At 42.1% G+C, this 15,047-nt stretch carries 17 protein-coding genes; 2 read left to right on the plus strand and 15 right to left on the minus strand.

All coding sequences use genetic code 11. The features are described from left to right. Nucleotides 1-17 precede the first annotated feature (17 nt). Genes EQM06_RS07310 through radC form a run of 5 tightly spaced genes read right to left on the minus strand, consistent with a single transcriptional unit; the run spans nucleotide 18 to nucleotide 5,894 of the window. Nucleotides 18-2,810: a penicillin-binding transpeptidase domain-containing protein gene (locus EQM06_RS07310; RefSeq protein WP_128745707.1), complete on the minus strand. Its 2,793-nt coding sequence runs from the start codon at nucleotides 2,808-2,810 to the stop codon at nucleotides 18-20. Continuing rightward, nucleotides 2,795-3,304 (minus strand): rod shape-determining protein MreD, encoded by a 510-nt coding sequence (gene mreD, locus EQM06_RS07315; RefSeq protein ID WP_128745708.1) that lies wholly within the window; start codon nucleotides 3,302-3,304, stop codon nucleotides 2,795-2,797. The genes EQM06_RS07310 and mreD overlap by 16 nt, the downstream gene beginning before the upstream one ends. Beyond that, the gene (gene mreC / locus EQM06_RS07320) at nucleotides 3,301-4,119 is read right to left on the minus strand and encodes a rod shape-determining protein MreC (protein ID WP_128745709.1); all 819 of its coding nucleotides are present in this window, start codon (nucleotides 4,117-4,119) and stop codon (nucleotides 3,301-3,303) included. Before mreC ends, mreD begins: the two co-directional genes overlap by 4 nt. 13 nt (nucleotides 4,120-4,132) lie before the next feature. Continuing rightward, on the minus strand, nucleotides 4,133-5,164 hold the full coding sequence (gene mreB / locus EQM06_RS07325; protein ID WP_128745710.1) for a rod shape-determining protein: 1,032 nt from the start codon (nucleotides 5,162-5,164) through the stop codon (nucleotides 4,133-4,135). 52 nt (nucleotides 5,165-5,216) lie between these two features. Beyond that, nucleotides 5,217-5,894, minus strand: coding sequence for a RadC family protein (gene radC / locus EQM06_RS07330; RefSeq protein ID WP_128745711.1), 678 nt, complete (start codon nucleotides 5,892-5,894; stop codon nucleotides 5,217-5,219). Nucleotides 5,895-6,084: 190 nt separating this feature from the next. On the opposite strand from radC, the gene EQM06_RS07335 reads away from it, so the two are divergent. Further along, complete coding sequence (locus EQM06_RS07335; protein ID WP_128745712.1) at nucleotides 6,085-6,246, plus strand: DUF1540 domain-containing protein; 162 nt, start codon at nucleotides 6,085-6,087, stop codon at nucleotides 6,244-6,246. An 81-nt stretch (nucleotides 6,247-6,327) separates the two neighbouring features. After that, entirely contained in the window at nucleotides 6,328-6,954 is a 627-nt protein-coding gene (gene sigK, locus EQM06_RS07340) for an RNA polymerase sporulation sigma factor SigK (protein ID WP_128745713.1), read from the plus strand. Nucleotides 6,955-7,041: 87 nt separating this feature from the next. On the opposite strand, the gene EQM06_RS07345 is transcribed toward sigK, so the two are convergent. The 10 genes from EQM06_RS07345 to tig form a co-directional block, all read right to left on the minus strand. Further along, nucleotides 7,042-7,923: a cysteine ABC transporter substrate-binding protein gene (locus EQM06_RS07345; RefSeq protein ID WP_128745714.1), complete on the minus strand. Its 882-nt coding sequence runs from the start codon at nucleotides 7,921-7,923 to the stop codon at nucleotides 7,042-7,044. Between the two features lie 39 nt (nucleotides 7,924-7,962). Further along, complete coding sequence (locus EQM06_RS07350) at nucleotides 7,963-8,709, minus strand: amino acid ABC transporter ATP-binding protein (protein WP_128745715.1); 747 nt, start codon at nucleotides 8,707-8,709, stop codon at nucleotides 7,963-7,965. A gap of 11 nt (nucleotides 8,710-8,720) precedes the next feature. Beyond that, nucleotides 8,721-9,398, minus strand: coding sequence for an amino acid ABC transporter permease (locus tag EQM06_RS07355; protein WP_128745716.1), 678 nt, complete (start codon nucleotides 9,396-9,398; stop codon nucleotides 8,721-8,723). Continuing rightward, a complete protein-coding gene (locus EQM06_RS07360) occupies nucleotides 9,379-10,038 on the minus strand; it encodes an amino acid ABC transporter permease (RefSeq protein WP_128745717.1) in 660 nt (219 codons plus the stop codon). The genes EQM06_RS07355 and EQM06_RS07360 overlap by 20 nt, the downstream gene beginning before the upstream one ends. A 294-nt stretch (nucleotides 10,039-10,332) precedes the next feature. Beyond that, a complete protein-coding gene (locus EQM06_RS07365; RefSeq protein ID WP_128745718.1) occupies nucleotides 10,333-10,839 on the minus strand; it encodes a metal-dependent hydrolase in 507 nt (168 codons plus the stop codon). A gap of 87 nt (nucleotides 10,840-10,926) precedes the next feature. Then, nucleotides 10,927-12,168 (minus strand): DUF1015 domain-containing protein, encoded by a 1,242-nt coding sequence (locus tag EQM06_RS07370; protein ID WP_128745719.1) that lies wholly within the window; start codon nucleotides 12,166-12,168, stop codon nucleotides 10,927-10,929. 41 nt (nucleotides 12,169-12,209) lie between these two features. Next, nucleotides 12,210-12,887 carry a (d)CMP kinase gene (gene cmk / locus EQM06_RS07375; RefSeq protein ID WP_230974941.1) on the minus strand — a complete coding sequence of 226 codons (678 nt, stop codon included), beginning with the start codon at nucleotides 12,885-12,887 and terminating at the stop codon, nucleotides 12,210-12,212. 5 nt (nucleotides 12,888-12,892) lie between these two features. Continuing rightward, nucleotides 12,893-13,360 (minus strand): transcriptional regulator NrdR, encoded by a 468-nt coding sequence (nrdR, locus tag EQM06_RS07380; protein ID WP_128745720.1) that lies wholly within the window; start codon nucleotides 13,358-13,360, stop codon nucleotides 12,893-12,895. A gap of 139 nt (nucleotides 13,361-13,499) precedes the next feature. After that, the gene (locus tag EQM06_RS07385; RefSeq protein WP_330548316.1) at nucleotides 13,500-13,748 is read right to left on the minus strand and encodes a PRC-barrel domain-containing protein; all 249 of its coding nucleotides are present in this window, start codon (nucleotides 13,746-13,748) and stop codon (nucleotides 13,500-13,502) included. A gap of 119 nt (nucleotides 13,749-13,867) precedes the next feature. After that, nucleotides 13,868-15,007 (minus strand): trigger factor, encoded by a 1,140-nt coding sequence (tig, locus tag EQM06_RS07390; protein ID WP_205666525.1) that lies wholly within the window; start codon nucleotides 15,005-15,007, stop codon nucleotides 13,868-13,870. Nucleotides 15,008-15,047 lie beyond the last annotated feature (40 nt).

The raw sequence follows: 15,047 nt of genomic DNA on the forward strand, positions 1-15,047 counted from the left end.
TTTTATTGCCTCCTAGTTTATTGTATTGTTGTATTTAAGTCAAAATCCTCGTAAGTCTTATCTAACTGCAAATATTTGCCTATTACTTCACGAGCCACAGGGCCGGCATATCCTGCCGTACCGCCCTGAACAATCATGACCGCCACGGCTATTTTAGGATGATCCGCAGGTGCCATGGTCAATACCCAGGCAAAGTTATCATAATTGCTCTTATACGCATCTATTTTTTCATAATTCACAGTACCATTGCTTAGATTGATCACAGCCTGTCTGATTGCTCCGTCTTTCGTTCTGTAGGTATCCGGTTCTTTTTTCATCAAACGGTTCATTTCATTCTCTACTTGATCAAAGGACAGCTTCGGATTGATCTGCCTTAAATGCTGTTTAATATAGGCCACCTCATCCGGTGGATGCATTTTGCCGGAGCGCTCCGCCGTACCGGACTTTCCGGCCACTTCAACAGGGAAATTGCCAAAAATGCCCTTTAAGCTTCCCTTTGGCCCGTTTGCCACCAGCTTCATTCCCTCAATGATCTGATCTAAATGCCTGTCATCCGTCAGCTTGACCTTCGTTCCCGGCTCCTTTTCAATAGGCTTCTGTCCTTCAATCGCTTTAATCAGGCTGACCTTATTGTGCACCCCTTCATTTCCTATAGTGGCCACATAATTAGCCATTTGAAGCGGTGTATAAGAGTTTTCACCCTGGCCGATAGCGATGTTGAATTCATCACCCAAAGTCCAATCCGCATAATTAAAATAGGTATATTTACATAAATCTGCCAGAGAATCGATCATATTCTCTTTTACGCCCAGATTCATCTTGGTAAGCCTGTCGACGATCTGATTCTTGGTAGGATTTTCTTCTGTCCAGCCGACAATCGTATCAATGCTTTTCGCCAGCTTGTCTTCGTCCTTTACCACATTTCCCCGGAAATATTTTTCAGCCTTGCTTTTCAAATCGAGTTTCAGGCTGGTTTTCATCTGTTCCATTTTCTTTTCAGCAGTCGGAACGCCTACCACCCGCTCCGGGATCTCAATTCCGGTGGGCTTCCCCAGTCCATACTGCTCCGCATAAGAAGTAATCACATCAATACTTATAGGTGTGCGGTACCCCAGGCTGACGCCCTTATAATAATCCTTCCCCGTGGCGATGTCATAAAAATAGTAGTTACAGGATACCTCCAAGGCTTCGGCCAGATTAATGTTTCCGTGAGAGCCTCCGTTCTTATGCCAGATCAGGCAGGCATACGGTCTGTTTCCCACCATGATGCGGCCGCCGTCATGAAGTTTTCTATAAGGATCCAAGCCGCTTTCCAAAGCGGCTGTAGCAGTGACCATTTTAAAAGTGGAGCCCGGCTGTACCGGCGTCATGGTCGCTACATTATATAAAGGGGCAGGTGCCATATAATCTCTTGGATTCTGACTCTGAAGCGCATTCCAGTCTTCCTTGCTGATTCCCGCCGCAAAGAGATTCGGGTCGAAATCCGGTTCACTGGCCATAGCCAGTACATCTCCGGTCTCTACTTCAATGGCAACAACCGCTCCTACGTTTGCGTTTCTATAGGCTTTGGAATAATGATAATTGCCGTACTGACTTTGGAAGGTCCCTCCCACTTGAATCTGTTTCAACGCTTGTTTCAATGCGTCCTCGGCAGTTTTCTGCAATTCCAGATCAACAGTCAGATAAACATCCTTTCCCTTTTCCGGTTCTGTCTCGCTGATGGTCCGCACCAGTTCACCCACCGCATTTACCTGAACGTTTTTAGAACCATCTTTTCCTTTCAAGGTGGTTTCATAAGCACTTTCTATTCCCTCTTTGCCTATCAGGTCGTTGGAGTTATAGCCTAATTTATCTACGTAATATTCTTTATCGCTTTCCGAAATTTGTCCCAGATACCCAATGATATGGGATGCCGCATTGGCATTTGGATAGTACCTCATGGTTTCCGAAACGACCTTTACCTGCGGAAGCTCTGCGCTTCTCTCTTCCACTTCAACAATCGTGTTGTCCGAAATACCTTTTGCAATGTCCGCCGGCAGATACTTTCTAAAGCCCATAGCTTTGATCTCATTTCTGATGACCATGATTTTCCTGGCCTGTTCGTTGGAAAGCATCGGATCAATATTAAAATAGGTCCGTAATTGGTAAAAAGCTTCCTTTGCTGAAAGATCTGTCTTCTTTGCCTTTTTTTCTGTCAGGGTCTTTTGGTCCAGCTTATATCTTCCAAGAAAGCTCTGTTTATCCTGCTCCTTGGTAAATTCCATATTCTTTACAGAAATAGGCGGATAAATTTTATATACGTTCTGCAATTCAGTCTGCGCCTCGTATCGATCTAAAGATTCATCCACCTCATATCGAATTCGCAGTTCATTAAAGGCCTTCCGTGCCGTAAAGTTCGTGGGCATTTCCTGCTCTGACAACCATTCCTTTATATCATTATCATACGTATAAGAAAATTTATTTCCATTGATGATAATGGGCAGGTTATCAAAGTATTGTTCATTATTTTTTTCTAATATCCGAACGACCTCACTGCAGACCCGGTTCAATTCCTTATCGGTAGATTCCCCTGCGTTGATCTGCAATGTAAAAGCCTGTTTATTTCCGGCGATGACTCTCCCGTACCGGTCAAGGATTTCGCCTCTCGGTGCCTTTGTATAAATACTCTTGGTACTGATACTGGTTGCCTGCTCTTTCCATTCCTCATTCTGCATGACTGTCAAAATAAACAATCGGCAAAACAGGACGATCATGAGTATGATGATCACCAAGACGATCTGACCGTATCTTGATTTTAACGCTTTTTCCATATTAAATACCTGTCATTTCTATATTTAACTACTCGCTTTATAAAAATTAAGTACAATATGAATACAATTGCCGAATTGTAGAGGATATATATCGGCTGCAGCTTCAGCCAATAAGTCAGGGAATAAATGCTGCCAAAGCCTGCACTTATTATGAAATACAAAAAATTATATATCAACGTTGACCCTACCGAAACAATTATAATCGAAGCAATATTTTCTTTGTTAATATTTTCCCTCATGTTGATCGCTATCAAGCTGACTATTAAGTAAGAAAATGCTGCTACACCCACATACTGTGCCATACATAAATCCATAAGCAGACCAAAAACTACTCCCAAAATAAGTCCGTTGAAATCCTCATATAAAAAAGAAAAAATCACCACCAGACACAAAATTAAATTTGGAGTAGCTCCATGGATTGAAAACAGATTCAACACGGTTCCCTGTAATAAAAAAGCAATGAAAAAAATGATGGCAGCAAATCTCATTTTCATATGATAACCGCCACCTTCTGTAAGCTTTTAAAGGAAACACTCGGTTCAATCTTTACCGTTTTAAGTTGTGTATCACTGTTATATTCTACGGATCGAATTTTACCGATCTTAATCCCTGCCGGATATAATCCCATATTAGAAGTAACTAAAGAATCTCCTTCCATGACGCTTGCCTTATTGTCCAGCATAAATCCCGACAGGGAGCCCTGACTGTCTCCAGATACGATGCCGATCAAGCTCATATCCCGGAGCACCATAAAACTCACGCTGTTTGATTCATCAATAATAGAAGCAACCTTTGACCACCCCTTGCCGGTCTCAGTGATTTTACCCACCAGACCGTCTCCGTTCACTACGATACAGTCTTTTTTGATACCGCTTTCCGAGCCTCGGTCAATCGTAAACAGGTTAAACCAGTTCGAGCCGTCCAACGAGATGATATTTGCCGAAACCACATTCTGACTGTCATTAACGCTCTCATAATTCAAAGCATTGGACAGCTCCTGTAACTGACGCAGTTCATTTTTCTTCAAGGTAAGCTTTATCACCTGCTGCTGTAATTCATTTACTTCGTTCTTTAATTCTTCATTTTCCGCTGCCACCTGCTTAAACTTAAAAATACTTCTTACGTTATTTTTAACGGAAGTACTGCCATTTGATAAGGGTTTTTGAATCGTGGTGGTTCCCGTCTGTAACATATCACCAAAGAACCCATGTCTTCCGCCCGTTTTATACGAAATAATCATTGTGATGCTCAATATGAGCACAACCGTTATTAAAAGACTAAATAATTTGTGTTCTCTAATAAACCTCATTTTAAATGTTTTCCTATCTTCTCGAAGTGCAAGCGTATCTCTTTAATTTGTCTAAATTGTCCAGACTTTTTCCCGTTCCTAAAGCAACGGCTTCAAAAGCATTCTCTTCAACGGTTACACTCATGCCCGTTTTTATGGAAATTAACTTATCCAGATGAGACAGCATACCGCCGCCGCCGGATAATACCAATCCATTATTTACAATGTCTGCTGCAATTTCGGGAGGTGCTTTTTCCAGAGTGGACTTAATCCCGTCAATAATGATTTCTACCGATTCCTCCAAAGCCAGCAGCATATCCCGATTGGTTACCTCGACCGTAGTCGGCAGACCGGATATGATATCTCGGCCTCTGGCCTGTTCCGTAATGATGACTTCATTCCCCTGTTCATCGGTCTCCATCATAGCACAGCCTACCTTAATTTTCAATTCTTCCGCTGTCTTATCTCCGATAGCCAGATTAAAGTTTTTCCTCATATAAGCCACAATCGCATCGTTCAGCTTATCTCCCGCATATCTCAGCGAAATGCTCGTTACAATTCCGCCCAAAGCTATAATCGCAATATCCGTCGTACCGCCGCCGATATCGCAGATCATGCATCCTTCCGCATCGTCAATATCCAGATTGGAACCGATGGCCGCAGCCATAGGCTCTTCTAAAATATAAACCTCTTTAGCGCCCATCTGGCGAACGATTTCCTCTACTGCTCTTTTTTCCACTTCCGTGACCCCACTTGGTACACCGATGGAAATACGTAAATTGTTTGAATTTTTATTTCCCAAAGCCCTTCTTATAAAGACTTTGATCATTTCGGCAGTCATATCGAAATCCGAGATGACGCCCTCTCTTAAAGGTCTTACCACATCAATCGTTGCCGGTGTCTTTCCGATCATTCTCTTTGCTTGTGTTCCTGTTGCCATAACAGTATTGGTAATCTTATCCATGGCGATTACGGATGGCTCATTTAATACTATTCCCTTTTCTTTCATATATATTAAAGTATTAGCCGTACCTAAATCTATACCCATATCATTTCTAAAAAACATACTGAATCCTCCACTACGTATTGTTCTACTGTCCTTGAAAAAGCTTGGACATTTACATTAGATTTTTATTTCTAAAGCTCAAAAAAGTACCGTCACCAATTATAATATGATCGAGAACCTTGATTCCCAATATTTCGCCAGCTTTAACAAGTCTCTGCGTAATATCAATATCCTCTCTGCTTGGAGCAGGATTACCGCTGGGATGATTATGTACAAAGATGACAGCTGATGCACTTTTTCTAACTGCTTTGCAAAATATTTCTCTCGGATGGATAATCGTGCAGTTCAAGTCACCAATTGCGACATTTTCTACAGCGATTACTTCACCCTTTGTGTTAAGTATTACAACATTAAAAAATTCCTTTTTATAGTATCTCATTTTTTCCATAAAAAGGTCTGCGATTACTTCCGGATTGTTTACATGGATTCTCATTTCTTTTGGTTTGGTGGCAATTCTTTTGCCCAGTTCGACAGCCGCTACGATCTGGCAGGCCTTTGCCTGTCCGATGCCTTGTATTTCGGCTAATTCTTCCGGCAGACATTCCATCAAAAAAGCAATACCATTTTCTCTATAGGTCAATACCTCATTTGCAAGCGCTACTGCTGACTTGTTGTTTGTACCCGTTCGGATAATAACAGACAGAAGCTCTGCATTTGACAGAGCAGAAGTGCCATAAATCATCAGTTTTTCCCGAGGTCTCTCATCTATTGGAAGCTCCCTTATTATCATGTATTTTTCCCCCTGCACCTAAAAAGGTGCTGCATCTCGCCTCCCTATTTTCTAATCCCCCAATTATTCGTATCTTATATTTTAGCATTTTAATGAAGCTTATACAAGAGAAAAAAGCTCTAAAATTTATTAATAAAATTTAAGAAGTTAGACATACTAAAATCGAATCTTAAACTTAGGAGGTAGAAAAATGAATTTTGTCAACGAATGCATCAAATGTACTGTAGATCAGTGTAAACATCACGCACAGAGCCAGAACTACTGCTCTCTTAATTCTATAATGGTTGGAACACACGAAAACAATCCGACCATGGATCAATGTACAGATTGTAAATCCTTTGAAGTGAAATAGGTTCATGCCTATTTTATAAGGTCATGCACTTTAAGCCCCTTTTCTGCATATAGTAAAAGTCTACAGAGGGGGGTTACATAAATGGGCAGTTCCTTTCCAAAACCACTTACATGCAAGGAAGAGGAATATTACCTTAAACGTTTTGAAGAAGGCGATTTAGAAGCAAAAAATACATTAATTGTGCGTAACCTCCGTTTAGTTGCGCATATAGTCAAAAAATATTCCGGTGGAAATACCAATCCGGATGATCTGATTTCCATTGGTACCATAGGACTCATCAAGGCCATCAATACATACAGCAGCAAACGGGCCACCAGACTGGCTACGTATGCGGCAAAATGTATTGAAAATGAAATACTGATGTCCATCCGTTCAGAAAAGAAACGTAAACTGGAAATTTCGCTCAACGAACCGATCGGTACGGATAAAGACGGAAATGAAATCAATTTTAATGATATACTGGGCTCGGATCCGGACGCCGTTCTAAACGATATCCATCTGAAGCTGCAGATTAAATCTCTCTATGGTGCGATCTCGCACATATTAACAAACCGTGAACGGTTAATCGTCATGAAGCGGTATGGTATATCAGGTGAAGAGCCTCTTACCCAGAGGGAGCTTGCCAAAGAACTAGGTATAAGCCGTTCCTATGTCAGCCGTATCGAAAAAAAGGCGGTGGGTAAGCTCCGAGATTATCTAAAGCCCTGACCAGCACCTACATACAGTATTTCCATATTCGTTTTAAAATAAAAAATGACTTCTAAAATAAGAAGTCATTTTTTATTTTAAATGTAATTACATCTCTCCGCCTTCTACCACCAGGCTTTCCGGATCGGCACTGTTGCCATATACCGGTTTCAGCGTCTTTTCATAGTCCGCATGGAAGAACTGCTCTTTCCCCAAGGTCTTAATTTCTTCGTTCAGCCAGTTCAATAACGCTGTGTTGCCTTTCTGAACAGCCGGAGCTATGGCATCCGTAGCCCCTAAGGATTCGATTCCTACTTTAAAGCCCTTATTGTTGATTGCCCATGCCAGCACTTCTGTATTATCCGTGGAGAAGGCATCTCCTCTGCCGTCCAGCAGTGCGTCATACGCTTCCTGATATTCGTCGAATTTCAATAGGTTGATCTCCGGATGATTTTCTGAAAAATACGTTTCTGCTGTCGTGCCTTTTACAACGATCAGCGTGCGTCCTTTTAGCTGTGAAACATCTGTAATCAATTTTGATTCAGGAGATACAACGCCCAAAGCGACCTTCATATACGGAAGAGCAAAATCTACCTGCTCTTTTCTCTCATCGGTAACGGTAAAGTTTGCCAGTGTAATATCTACTTTACCGGACTGTAAATATTCCACACGACTGGCAGCTTCCACATATACGAACTCTACCGCATCTTCACTTCCAAGCAGATCCTTTGCAATTCGTTTAGCAAAATACACATCATATCCCTGTACTTCTCCGTTTGCATCCACATACCCAAACGGATTCTTGTCGCTGAACACACCAATTCGGATTTTTCCATCTTTTTTAATGTCCTCCAGGCTTCTTGCCGCAGCCTTTCCGGATCCGTTATCCGCTGCATTTCCTTCATCTCCCGTTGATTGTTGTCCGCACCCTGCCAACAGACCAGCTGCCAAAATCAGGGTCAATAAAATCAGTCCTATTTTCTTTTTCATCTTTTTCACTCCTTATCATGATTATAAATTCTATTTCACCTATGCCTCGTAATGAAACATATTTAAAAACTGTTTTGCTCTTTCCGTCTGCGGAGACTCAAAGAACTCCTGCGGTGTATTTTCTTCCACGATGATCCCTTTATCCATAAAGAGAATTCGATCTGCCACGGCTCTGGCAAACTCCATTTCGTGGGTAACGATCAGCATCGTCATCCCGGATTTTGCCAATTCCAATAGGACCTGCAGCACCTCCCGAACCATTTCCGGATCCAGTGCAGCTGTCACTTCATCAAACAGCATGACATCCGGATGCATGATCAGCGACCGGACAATAGCCACTCTCTGCTTCTGCCCTCCGGACAACTGTCTGGGATAAGCGTTCTTCTTTTCAAAAAGTCCCACTCGTTTTAAAAGCTCTTCCGCTTCTTTTTCAATCTCCTGCTTCTGCCTGCCCTGAGCCTTCATTGGCGCCAGAAGAATGTTTTCCATGATGGTCAGATGCGGAAATAAATCATAGCTCTGAAACACCATTCCAATTTTCTGACGGATTAAATGCATTTTTTTCTTCTGCGCCGAAATTTCTTCGCCGTGAAAAATAACCCTGCCCCCGTCAATGTCCTCCAGTCCGTTCAGACAGCGAAGAAATGTACTTTTTCCGCAGCCGGAAGGTCCGATTATGACTACCACTTCCCCTCCTGTCAGAGAAAAGGAAATATCCTTTAAAACTTCCTGATTATCAAAAGATTTATGCAGATGCTCCGTCTGCAATAAAATATCCTGTTTCATATTGCCCTACCTTAATACTTTAAATTTTTCTCCAATTTACCTGCCATGAATGAAAAGAAATAACAGATAACAAAATACATGATAAAAATAACACCGTAAACCCAAAGCGCTGCCGTCGGAGTCGTATATCGGGAAGCGTCAATAATTTGCTTGCCCACCTTTACTACTTCCACAACACCAATCAGCACCACTAAGGAGGTCGTCTTGATCATTCTGGTCAACAAATTAATGGCCAGCGGAATCAGCCTGCGTACAATCTGCGGAATAATGACATAAAAATATACCTGCATCTTCGTAAGTCCAAGCCCGTAGCCGCTTTCATACTGGTGCTTCGGTATGGAGATCAAGGCACTTCTGATCAGATCTCCTATTTCTGCTGTTCCCCAGAATGTAAAGACGATCACTGCCGCCATCTCACCGGACATGTTGATTCCAAAAGTTTTCGCTGCTCCAAAATATACGAGGAACAGCAGAACCAGCTGTGGCATGATTCGAACAAACTCCAGATAGATTCTGCACAGCCCCTTAATTATTTTTTGGTGCATATTCATCAGCATGCCGAACAAAAGGCCGAGGGGGATCGACAGTCCCATTGAAATCAGAGCAATTCGCAAGGTGACCCACAAACCGGCGCAAAGCCGTAAAAAATTATTTCCCTGAAAAAGTACACTAATTCCCAAATCCTGCATATCGAACCCTCCTTTCCAAAATGGAGCACAGCACGGATATCGGCAGCAATATGATCAAATAAGCCGCCACCAGCATCAGTAATGCTTCATCTGTTTTATAATAAATACCGATCAGGTCCTTCGCCACAAACATTAAATCTGCCAATGCTACCGCACTAAATACAGAGGTTTCCTTTATAAGGAAGATGATGTTGGCGCAAAAAGCCGGGACACAGGTGGATATTGCCTGAGGCAGCACCACATACCGAAATACCTGAAATCCTGTGAGTCCCAAACTGGTTCCCGACTCCGTCTGAATCTTAGGCACACTTTCCAATCCAGCCCTGAATGCCTCTTCCATATAACTTCCTCCCTGAAAGGTCAGCCCAATGATCGCACAACCTAAAGAGCTGATGGCGATTCCCAGCTTGGGCAGGCCGAAGTACAGAAAAAACAGCTGAATCAATAAAGGCGTATTTCTGGATAATTCAATATACGCACTGACGATTTGACTCAAAATCGGTATCCTCGTATATTTAATCAAGCTGCATAGGAACCCTACCAGAATAGATAAGCCAATCCCGATAAATGCAACCTTTAAGGTAAGTTCTGCCGCTTCCACATAAAGCGGTATATGTTCTACAATAAATTCAAAATCCATATTCTAATTCTCCTGAGCTTAAAAAAGGCAAGTGCATTTCTGCACTTGCCTTCTATCATTTCATATTGCCGTCTGCCACACAGACTAGAAATCAGACAAATCAGATGCACAGGAAATAATGGTTGCTCATACAACAACAACCACATCCAGACATCATCATTTCATTTATTGTCTGCTTAACACTGGTGTACATGACGTTTCTCCTTTTCATATATTTCATACTGAAATTATATGATATATTATCATATAAAAAAAACGATGTCAATATGATTTTTCATTTTTACATAAAATCCTTCAAAATATCTTAGTATATTGACCATATAAGCATGCTCCCAATACCATGCATACGACCGTTTCCATCACGCTGTTCGTCCGAATACTGAGCAGATGGAATCTTTTGCGGGAAAGCGGCCATAGCCACATAATTCCCTGAACATTAAGGGTATCTAAAATCAAATGGGAAATCATGCCCGGTATAAATCCCTGTATAAAAATCCCGGCAGGATATGCCCTATTCTGCAGCCAGAACTGATTGAGCAGGCTTAAAAGAATGCCGGCGATCAAAACAAAAACAGGCGTATGTATGGCTCCTCTGTGTTTAAACAATCCGGCAGTAATATTTGCTGCCACCGGAGCCTTATGCGCGATCCAGCTTTGTCTGTGGTCAATATCCGGAAACAGAGAGCCGAGTACCGCTCCTGCCATAACCGTAGCCTGTTGAGCAGGTTCCGTTATATTACCCGCAGCAATTACAACAAGGCCGGCAGCAACCCCTCCCAAAGAATGCGTTATATAATTCATGTTTTCTTGTCTCCTGAAATAAAAGCACCCCTCCAAAAGCTTCTTTCCTTGGGGAGGAGCGCTTATTTTGTTCCTAACGATAAAAATCTACAGTCTGTGCATAAACAGACCGCTTCCCAGCTTCGGCTCGAACCAGGTGGATTTAGGCGGCATGACCATATCGTTATCCGATACGGCAAGCAGATCTGAAATATCTACCGGATGCACGGCAAAAGCCACCGTCATATCCGTTCGAACTCTTCTCTCCAATTCCTCCAGACCTCTGATGCCTCCTACGAAATCGATTCGCTTGTCCGTTCTGGGATCTTTAATTCCGAGGATCGGCCCAAGAAGATGGTTTTGAAGAATAGAAACATCCAGAGAATCAATCACATGATCCGGTATGATCTCCGGTTTCGCCGTAACCTTGTACCAGGTGTCCTCCAAATACATCCCAAAGATATGTTTTTTCTCCGGCCTGTATACAGCCTGTCCCATTTTTCCCACTTCAAAGCCCGCTTTTTCCACCTGTTTCAGGAACTGCTCCGCAGAGCTTCCGTTTAAGTCTTTTACCACTCTGTTGTAGTCAAAAATCTTTAAATCGTTATCTGGGAACAGAACCGCCATAAAGAAATTAAATTCTTCCTCGCCGGTATAATCCGGATTTTCCTCTCTTCTCTTTAGCCCCACCTTGCATGCCGATGCACTCCTGTGATGGCCGTCTGCAATATACAGTGCAGGGATTTCTCCAAAGATTTCAGTCAGAGCCTGAATCGTCTTTTGCTCATTCACTGTCCAAAGTACATGCTCTATCCCATCCGCCGTTTTAATCTCGTAAAGGGGGTCATGGCGGGATATCCATCCCTCCACAAGGCTTCTGATCTTTTTATTGTCTCTGTACGTCAGGAAAACCGGTTCTGTGTTGGCGTTGCATATATCAAAATGATGAATTCGGTCCAATTCTTTTTCTACTCTGGTGAATTCGTGCTTTTTAATCACATTGTTCATGTAGTCGTCTACAGCGACGCACCCAACAATGCCCACCTGGGCTCTTCCGTCCATCACCTGTTTATATAAATATAAAACGGGCTTTTCTTCTTGCACGAAGATCCCATCCTCTAAATTCTGTGCAATATTTGCCTTTGCTCTTTCATACACACAAGTGTCATAGGGATTTTCCTGCTCCGGCATATCGATTTCTGACCGGCATATATGCAGGAAGCTGTATGGATTTCCATCCGCCATACTGGCAGCTTCTTCTCTGTTCATGACATCATATGGTAAGGATATGACCTTATCTGCGTATTTTTTATCTGGTCTTATTGCTTTAAATGGTTTAATAATTGCCACGATTTTTTACCTCCTCTTTTCTGTATAATTAAAGTGTGAAATTACCTTCCACACCTTACCAAATCAATGATCTTCCTGGTTACCTCTGAAATGCTCATGCCCGTCGTATCCAATTCTACAGCGTCCTTTGCTTTTCTGAGAGGGTTTAATTTCCTCGTTGTGTCGTGATAGTCTCTTTGTTCAATATCCTCTAATACCTGCTGGAATGTGCTCTGCTGACCTTTTTCCTGAAGCTCTTTGAATCTTCGCTCGGCCCTTTCCTCCGATGAAGCCGTCAAAAAAATCTTAAATTCAGCTTCCGGCAGAACATTGGTTCCAATATCCCTTCCATCCATCACAACGCTTTTTTTCTGTGCCATTTTTCGTTGAAGAGCAACCAATTTCGTTCGGACTTCCGGCAGTGCGGAACAGACGGAAGCCATTTTGGAAGCTTCCGGTGTGCGAATTTTATCATTAACGACCTCTCCGTCTAAAAGGGTATCCCCCTTTTCAAAATCAACCTCTGTTTCCTCCAGAAGCTGCCGAAGGGCGTTTTTATCCGTCAGATCCACCTGATTCTGCCCCAGCTTATATCCGATAGCTCTGTACATAGCCCCTGTGTCTATATAATCAATCGATAAAATCTTTGCCACTTCTTTTGCAATCGTACTTTTGCCTGCCCCGCTGGGACCGTCTATTGCAATGTTAAACTTTTCATTGGTATTATTCATATCTTTCATTCGTATTATTTATGCCTCTTCCCGTTTTCCAGTAATTTTTCTATCTCCGAAACAAATGTCTTGACATCTGTGAACTGCCTGTATACAGACGCGAATCGTACATAGGCTACCTCGTCCAGCTTTTTCAGCTGCTCCATGATGAGTTCCCCGATAAATTCGCTTTGAACTTCCTTTTCCATCAGATTATTCAGTCCCCGTTCGATTTCACTGACGACCTTTTCAATTTCCACCATGGGAACAGGCCGCTTTTCACAGGCCTTGATGATGCCGTTCAGCACCTTGTTTCTGTCAAATACTTCTCGTCTCCCATCCTTCTTAACCACCATAAGAAGCATTTCTTCCACTTTTTCATACGTCGTAAATCTTTTATTGCAATTTTCACACTCTCTTCTTCTTCGAATAGCATGTCCTTCTTCTGTAGGCCGTGAGTCAATAACTTTCGTATCTGGATTTTCACAAAATGGACATCTCATTATGTCACCCCCATCAATATAAAAACTCATGCATTTATTCTTCCTGCTGCCAAATCAACATAGCCCTGCCTTATATTTTACTATATATTGTGTACTTTGCAAAGAAATTATTGTATTAAACCGGGATTTCATACAAGTTTTATTCGATCAGGGTTTCAATGTTGACCAGAATCACATCATCTCCTATGGTTTTAATATTTTCCCACCGGATCACATAATCCTCTTCGCTCCTGCCAAAAATATTAAAAAAGTTTCTGGGCGAAGGAATGACAATCCCTTCAATTGTCCCCTCTTCAAGGTTTATCTCTATATCGCTTACATAACCCATACTTCTGCCATCGAAGATATTTATTACTTCCTTATTTTTGATGTCTTCCGTACTTGTCACTCTCATTTCCTCCTTCTACCATGTAAATTCATCCTTAAGCCTGTACTTTTACAATATATGAAAAATGCTATGGAATTATTCCATAGCATTTTGATGATATTTTCTTATTACGTGCCGGCTTATGCCTTTTTTTCTGCGGTATCCGCTGCCGGTACAATTTTGGCATGATCCACAGCAAACTGGATCACTTCTTCAAGCAAAAAGCTCTTCATGAGATTATCCTTACCCACATATTCCTCGAAGGATTTGCCATACTGCTGCTTAAACGCTTTTTCATCTGTAACGCCCTGATCCTTCTTAAAATCTTCCATCTTCTGCTTATATTCTTCATCGGATATGGTAATGTTCTCAGCCTTGGCAATGGAGTACATGACCATTTCTTGTGATACAATGGCTTCTGCATATTTCTGTAAATACTCCTGATATGCTTTTTCGTCCATGCCTGCATATTGCTTTACAAAATCCTTCAGTTCCATACCGTACTGCTTTGCATAGGATTCATAATACTGTTTATTGGTTTCCTTGCAGGCCGCAATTTCCTTTTCCGGGTATTTCAGTATTTTAGCATTGTCCATGATCTTTCCCCAGATTTGATTTCTCATTTCTTCCTCAGCTGCCGATTTCTTTTTCGCATATAATTCTTTTTTTACGCTCTTTTCATACCCGGCTATGGTGGTTTCCTTACTGTGCGCCTTTACGAAATCAACATCATATTTAGGCGTTTCCGTCACCATGATTGCACTTAGGGTCACATCAAAATCAACATTCTTTCCGTTGAGCTCCTCTTTTCCGTAATCCTGCGGGAATTGCAGGTTCAGTGTTTTCATTTCTCCTACCTTCATACCGATGACACCGTCATCGAAACCGGGAATATATCCGCTGCTTCCCAAGGTTATGGTCGTTCCGTCTGCTCCCGTGCTCCCGCCTTCAAAGGCCTTTCCGTTCAGCTTGCCGCTATAGGCAATTTTGACACTGTCTCCCTTTACTGCTGTTCCTTCTTTCTTTTCCACCTGTTTAGCAGCAGCCTTCACTCTGCTTTGAATCTCAGCCTGAACTTCGTCATCCGTTACACTGACTTTTGTTTCTGTCGCCTCAATACCCTTGTAATCCCCCAGTTTTACATATTCTGATAAATCGTAGTCCGAATACGGCATAACGTATTTGTCGCCGCATGCTGCCAGCGATAGAGTTAAACATGATATGAGCAGTAAAGCCATCCATTTTGTTTTACCGTTGTTTTTTTTAATCATTTCATCCATGCCTTTCTTCTTTTTCATTTTGACTATATTGTCACAGCCC

Source organism: Aminipila luticellarii, from assembly GCF_004103735.1.
In the GTDB taxonomy this organism is placed as follows: domain Bacteria; phylum Bacillota; class Clostridia; order Peptostreptococcales; family Anaerovoracaceae; genus Aminipila; species Aminipila luticellarii.

Excerpts from the sequence above, each read along its gene's own strand:
- cmk (WP_230974941.1), bottom strand. The coding sequence starts at position 12,887 with ATGAAAGATATGAATAATACCAATGAAAAGTTTAACATTGCAATAGAC.
- EQM06_RS07365 (WP_128745718.1), bottom strand. The coding sequence starts at position 10,839 with ATGAATTATATAACGCATTCTTTGGGAGGGGTTGCTGCCGGCCTTGTT.
- EQM06_RS07360 (WP_128745717.1), bottom strand. The coding sequence starts at position 10,038 with ATGGATTTTGAATTTATTGTAGAACATATACCGCTTTATGTGGAAGCG.
- nrdR (WP_128745720.1), bottom strand. The coding sequence starts at position 13,360 with ATGAGATGTCCATTTTGTGAAAATCCAGATACGAAAGTTATTGACTCA.
- tig (WP_205666525.1), bottom strand. The coding sequence starts at position 15,007 with ATGGATGAAATGATTAAAAAAAACAACGGTAAAACAAAATGGATGGCT.
- mreC (WP_128745709.1), bottom strand. The coding sequence starts at position 4,119 with ATGAGGTTTATTAGAGAACACAAATTATTTAGTCTTTTAATAACGGTT.
- EQM06_RS07345 (WP_128745714.1), bottom strand. The coding sequence starts at position 7,923 with ATGAAAAAGAAAATAGGACTGATTTTATTGACCCTGATTTTGGCAGCT.
- EQM06_RS07310 (WP_128745707.1), bottom strand. The coding sequence starts at position 2,810 with ATGGAAAAAGCGTTAAAATCAAGATACGGTCAGATCGTCTTGGTGATC.
- EQM06_RS07350 (WP_128745715.1), bottom strand. The coding sequence starts at position 8,709 with ATGAAACAGGATATTTTATTGCAGACGGAGCATCTGCATAAATCTTTT.
- radC (WP_128745711.1), bottom strand. The coding sequence starts at position 5,894 with ATGATAATAAGGGAGCTTCCAATAGATGAGAGACCTCGGGAAAAACTG.
- EQM06_RS07355 (WP_128745716.1), bottom strand. The coding sequence starts at position 9,398 with ATGCAGGATTTGGGAATTAGTGTACTTTTTCAGGGAAATAATTTTTTA.
- sigK (WP_128745713.1), top strand. The coding sequence starts at position 6,328 with ATGGGCAGTTCCTTTCCAAAACCACTTACATGCAAGGAAGAGGAATAT.
- mreB (WP_128745710.1), bottom strand. The coding sequence starts at position 5,164 with ATGTTTTTTAGAAATGATATGGGTATAGATTTAGGTACGGCTAATACT.
- EQM06_RS07335 (WP_128745712.1), top strand. The coding sequence starts at position 6,085 with ATGAATTTTGTCAACGAATGCATCAAATGTACTGTAGATCAGTGTAAA.
- mreD (WP_128745708.1), bottom strand. The coding sequence starts at position 3,304 with ATGAAAATGAGATTTGCTGCCATCATTTTTTTCATTGCTTTTTTATTA.